This window comes from Saccharothrix hoggarensis, assembly GCF_042678885.1.
In the GTDB taxonomy this organism is placed as follows: Bacteria; Actinomycetota; Actinomycetes; order Mycobacteriales; family Pseudonocardiaceae; genus Actinosynnema; species Actinosynnema hoggarensis.
In genome coordinates this window covers 1-5,095 of the sequence record NZ_JBHTLK010000338.1, presented here as the reverse complement: position 1 = coordinate 5,095, position 5,095 = coordinate 1, and the positions used below count along the sequence as shown (strand labels likewise).

Sequence of the window (5,095 nt, the reverse complement as noted above, 5' to 3'; positions counted from 1 at the left end):
GGCCCGGCCCGCCGCCACCGCGGCCAGCGCCTCGCGCGCCTCCGCCATCGTCGGCCGGTCCTCGGGCTCGGCGCGCAGCAGGCGCATCAGCAGCGCGGTCAGCGGACCGGCCTGCTTCGGCGGCACCACCTTGCCCGACGCGACCTGGTGCAGCAGCGCGATCGTGTTCTCGTTCAGGCCGAACGGCGGCGCGCCCTCGATCGCCGCGTACAGCGTCGAGCCCAGCGAGAACACGTCCGACGGCGGGCCGGGGTCGTAGCCCTTGGCCACCTCGGGCGCGAGGTAGGCGGGCGTGCCCGCGAGCATGCCCGTGGCGGTGACCGTGACGTCGCCGGTGGCGCGGGAGATGCCGAAGTCGGTGATCTTCACCGTGCCGTCGTTGCCGAGCAGGATGTTGCCCGGCTTGATGTCGCGGTGCACGATGCCCGCGTTGTGCGCGGCGGCCAGCGCCGACGCGACCTGCGAGCCGATCGAGGCCACGTCGCGGGGAGGCAGCGTGCCGCGCTCCGAGAGCGCCGTGGACAGGCTCTTGGACGGCAGGTACTCCATCACCAGCCACGGCTGGCCGTCGTCCTCCGCCACGTCGTACACCGCGATCGCGTGCGGGTGCTGGAGGCGGGCCGCGATCCGGCCCTCGCGCATGGCCCGGCGCTTCGCCTCGTCGGTGTCGGCCTCGGCCAGACCGGGCTGGAGGAGCAGCTGCTTCACGGCGACGGTCCGGTGCAGGCGCTCGTCGTGCGCCTGCCAGACGATGCCCATCGCTCCGCTGCCGATCCGCCGGCCCAGTCGGTAGCGGCCGGCAACCAGGCGGCCATCGTCGCTCACGGCGTGCTCCCAGTAGCTGCTAGGGCTTCAATCAGTGGCGAACGACAAGACGCCACTAGGACAAGAACGTTGCGTCACCCGATGGGGTTCGGCCCCACCTTACGAGGTCCATCGCCCTCAGGGCACCGCGCCGCCGCTGGGCTGCGTCGTCGTGGTGGTCGGGGGCTGGCTCGAAGGCGGTGGGCTCGGGGCCGTGGTGGTGGTCGTGGTGGTCGTGGTGGGCGGCGGTGGCGTGGTCGTGGTGGTGGTCGTGATCTGCGGCGGCGGGGTCGTCGTCGGCTGGACCGTGACCGTCTCGGTCTGCACGGTGGTGGTCAGCGGCAGCTGGCTGGTCGTCGTGGTCGGCGCGGGCGTGGCCGAGCTGGAGTCGTCCGCGGGCGGCGACGACGGCTCCTTCTGACCGCCGAACAGGTCCAGCGCGACGACCAGCAGGAAGCCGAGCAGGAGCAGCGCACCCAGCACCACGGCGGTGATCACCAGCGGCCGGTTGTCGTTGGTCGACGACGGCGGCGGCGGCACGACGGCCGCGTTCGCGCCGGAGCTGCGCGGGCCGGGGCGCACCACGCGGGTGCGGTCGGCGTCCAGGACCGTCGTGGCGCCCGCGCCCGCGACCACCGGGGCGAAGCCCGACGAGCCGGCCGGCAGCAGGCCGGTCAGGCTGGGGTCGCGGCCGTGCGCCACGGCGTTGAGGAGGTCCCGCGCCTGGGCCATGGTGGGCCGGTCGGCCGGGTCGTAGCTGAGCAGCCGCAGCAGCACGTCCATCAGCGGGTGGTCGACCGTCGGCGGGTTGATCCGGCCCGCGGCGACGGCGTGCAGCACGCCGAGCGTGTTCTCCGACAGCCCGAACGGCGGCTCGCCCTCGACCGCCGCGTACAGCGTCGAGCCGAGCGAGAAGACGTCCGAGGCGGGCGACGGGTCCTGGCCGCGCGCGATCTCCGGCGCGAGGTAGGCGGGGGTGCCCGCGATCAGACCGGTCTTGGTCACCGTGACGTCGTCGCTGGCGCGCGAGATGCCGAAGTCGGTGATCTTGACCAGGCCGTTGTCGGCCAGCAGCACGTTGCCCGGCTTCACGTCCCGGTGCACGATCCCCGCGGCGTGCGCGGCGGCCAGCGCGGCGGCGGCCTGCATGCCGATCTGGGCGACCTCGATCGGGTCCAGCGGACCGTGCTCGGCCATCGTGTCGGCCAGGCTGTACGACGGCAGGTACTCCATGACCAGGCACGGAGCGCCGTTCTCCTCCACCACGTCGTACACGGCGATGGCGTTGGGGTGGTGCAGCTTGGCGGCGATGCGGCCCTCGCGCATGGCGCGCTGGATGGCCTCGTCCTGCTCGGTGGCGTCGAGGCTCGGCTGGAGCAGCAGCTGCTTGATCGCCACGATGCGGCCGAGGCGCTCGTCCTGGGCGCGCCACACGATGCCCATCGCGCCACTGCCGATCCGGTCCAGGAACCGGTAGCGCTCGGCGATGACGCGATCGTCGTTGCTCACCGGACCACCTCGCTGGGGCGCTGCGTGACCGCGGCAAGGGCAGCAGGTCTCACGCTCGGGCTCCTCGTCGTGCGGATCGGTGCGCGGAACAGGCTAGGCCACCGCTCGCCCGCAGAGCCTACCCCGGCCGTGACGACGGCTTTCGGACCGTTGCGCGGGTCACGTGAGCCGAGGGGTGACCGGGAAGGGATACCTGATACCGGGGCGTAGGGACACCCGTTCGCACGAAGATCGCCGGATTTGCGGCCGAACGGCCCAGTCGCCGCCCTGGCCGCGCCCGGCGGCGCCGGGCGCGACGTGCCCGGACACGCCGGACGGTCCACCCGGGTGTCCCGAGTGGACCGGTGCGGTGCGGGTGCGGTCAGCCGGCCGGGGCGAAGAAGTCGAACCCGCCGATCGGGTTCAGGATCCCGCCCAGGTCGAGTTCCACGCCGATGCCCGTGCCGGGTTGCCCGGACGGCGGCGGGGTGCTCGGGTTCGAGGACGACGGCGGGGTGGACGACGACGGCGGCGTGGACGAGGACGACGGGGGCGGCGGCGTGCTGTCGCTCGGCGGCGCGGGCGTCGTGGTGCTCGTGCTGGGCGGCGGGGTCGTCTGCTGGCTGCTGCTCGGCGTCTGCGACGTCGGCTGCTGCGTCGTCGTCGACGTCGTGGTCGTCGGCTGCTGCTGCTGGGTGGGGTCCTGCTGCCTGCGCGGCGCCGGCGTCTGCTCGGGCGCCCGCTCCGGCGTCGTCGTGGTGGTCTCGGCCTGCGCCTGCTGCGTCTCCTGCTGCTTGGTGGCAGCGGCGGCGCCGAGGTCCTTGGTGAGCGTGTTGGTGGCGCGCGCGGCGGGCCGGGCGTCGAAGCGCACCTCGGCCAGCGGCCGCTCGTCCGGGGACGACATCAGGTTGGACGCGGTGAACGCGACGGTGCCGGCGAGCACCACGCCGCCGCCGGCCATCGCGACGAGCTTCGGGACGGAGAACCCGCCACCGCGCTCCTCCTCGCCGGCGCGCCCCTCGCGGCGCAGCAGCTCGGTGATGTGCAGCTCGCGGCCCGACAGGTTCGCGGCGGCCGACAGCTTGGCCGCGGAGAAGCGGACGGTCTCCTCGTCATCGGTGATCCGCGGGATCGGCTGCGTCTCCGCCTCGCGCCTGGCAAGCAGTTCGGCGACCGACAGCTTGGCCGTCGAGCCATCCTGCCGACGGCGTTTGTCGTCGTTCGACACCGCTGGACACCCTTTCCCGGGGAAGCACTGCGCTACTGACCGGGATCATGGATACCGAATCGTGACCGTCTACGTAACCCCTTTGAGTGAAGTTTCCTCCACAACTACTGATCTTTTGCACACTGAGTGAGGTTCACAGCAAGATCGCTACGGAGAGTCAACTCCGTTGGGCCGATAGAACCTCGGTCGCCACAATGCGGGGGACAGTCGTGTCGGTCAACCAGAAAACCTGCTCGACGCGCATCCAGCGACCCGTGCGCTCCTGCATCGAGACGACCGCGACCACCGCCCCGTCGGGCCGCAAGGCGGCCGACTCGATGGTGATCGCCTGCACCTGGCCCCACGAGGAGACGAACCCGTGCGCGTCGCCGCCGAGGAGGTCCGGCGACAGCAGCCGGGACGCGTCCGCGGGCTTGGCGGGCAGCAGCTCGTAGAACCGCCGCACCACGTCCACCTGGGGTTCCGGCCCGACCGCCACGGACGGCGGCGGCACGACGGACGACCCCGCCGCGGACGGCGCTGCGGCCGGCGGCAGGACCTCGTCGACGGGGACGGGCGCCAGGACGGGCTGCTGCCCGCCGCCCAGCTCCGCCGACAGCACGTCGGGACGCAGCGCGGACGAGCCGTTGATCGGGGCCGGCGCCTGAACGCTCGCCTCGCCGGGACCGGCGGGGCGGTTCCCCGCCAGCACCGAGGCCGCCGCGACGGACGCCAGCAGGCCGATCGCCCCGGTGGCCACGCCGGCGAGCTTCGCCGCCCTGGTGGCCCTCGACCGCGCCGCCCGCGGCGGCTCGACCGCGAGCGGGTCGACCGGCGGGACGTGCGCGGGGACGTGCTCACAGGGCGGGATTCGCAGTGGTGTCGGCTGTTTCCGGATCAGCTCGGCCACGGTGACCGAACCGGCTCGGTTGTGCCTGCGACCGCTCGTCGTAGGGCGCTGCACTGGCGACTCCCTCGTCGTGTCGTCGCCAAGACTCGTACCGTGCCCGACCAGCGAGAAGCCAGCTCAGCGGGGGACTTCACCCTTTCGTGGCGACCAGTGGTCAAAACCCGTCGCTCGAACGGACGAAGGGTGACGCAGAGGTGCGCGCCTCGGTGGTGATCGGGGGCGGTCCCGGGGCCGCTAACGGCCGTCCGCGGGCCGTTCCGCGTCGATCAGCGGCACACCGTCGGTGGTGAAGACCAGCTCGCGCTTCTCGGTCGTCGTCGACCCGTCCTTGTGGGTCAGCTGCAACGTGCTCACCGTGATGCCCTTCGACGGGTCGACGGTGATCGCGGTCACCTCGACCAGCGACACGTCGGCGAACCTCTGCTCCAGCACGGCCTCGCCGGTCTCCCGGAACGCGTCGGACACCAGGGACATCGCGGAGTCGGTGTTGGTGGCGACGCCCTCGTAGAACACCTCGGTGCTGGTCGCGATCTCGTCCGCGTCCACGACCGGCCCGGTGTCGCCGGGAACCGTGGTGACCTGCGGCGACGTCGGCGTGCCGGGGAGGGCGGGAAGGCCCGGCGTGCCGGGGCTGCCCGGCACGCCGCCGGTCTGCCCGGTGGACGGGCTGCCGCCCGCCGTGCGGT

Annotated in this window: 4 protein-coding genes and 1 pseudogene; all 5 read right to left on the bottom strand. The window is 73.0% G+C overall.

What is annotated here, in order from left to right; translation table 11 throughout:
- The coding region (locus ACFQ3T_RS34110; RefSeq protein WP_380729852.1) for a serine/threonine-protein kinase at positions 1-825 on the bottom strand (825 nt) is incomplete at its 3' end.
- A 117-nt stretch (positions 826-942) separates the two neighbouring features.
- On the bottom strand, positions 943-2,313 hold the full coding sequence (locus ACFQ3T_RS34105) for a serine/threonine-protein kinase (RefSeq protein ID WP_380729850.1): 1,371 nt from the start codon (positions 2,311-2,313) through the stop codon (positions 943-945).
- Positions 2,314-2,674: 361 nt separating this feature from the next.
- Entirely contained in the window at positions 2,675-3,520 is an 846-nt protein-coding gene (locus tag ACFQ3T_RS34100; RefSeq protein ID WP_380729848.1) for a hypothetical protein, read from the bottom strand.
- A gap of 157 nt (positions 3,521-3,677) precedes the next feature.
- Positions 3,678-4,409 carry a hypothetical protein gene (locus ACFQ3T_RS34095; protein WP_380729846.1) on the bottom strand — a complete coding sequence of 244 codons (732 nt, stop codon included), beginning with the start codon at positions 4,407-4,409 and terminating at the stop codon, positions 3,678-3,680.
- A gap of 234 nt (positions 4,410-4,643) precedes the next feature.
- Positions 4,644-5,095: pseudogene (locus ACFQ3T_RS34090) on the bottom strand (hypothetical protein); the annotation flags it as partial.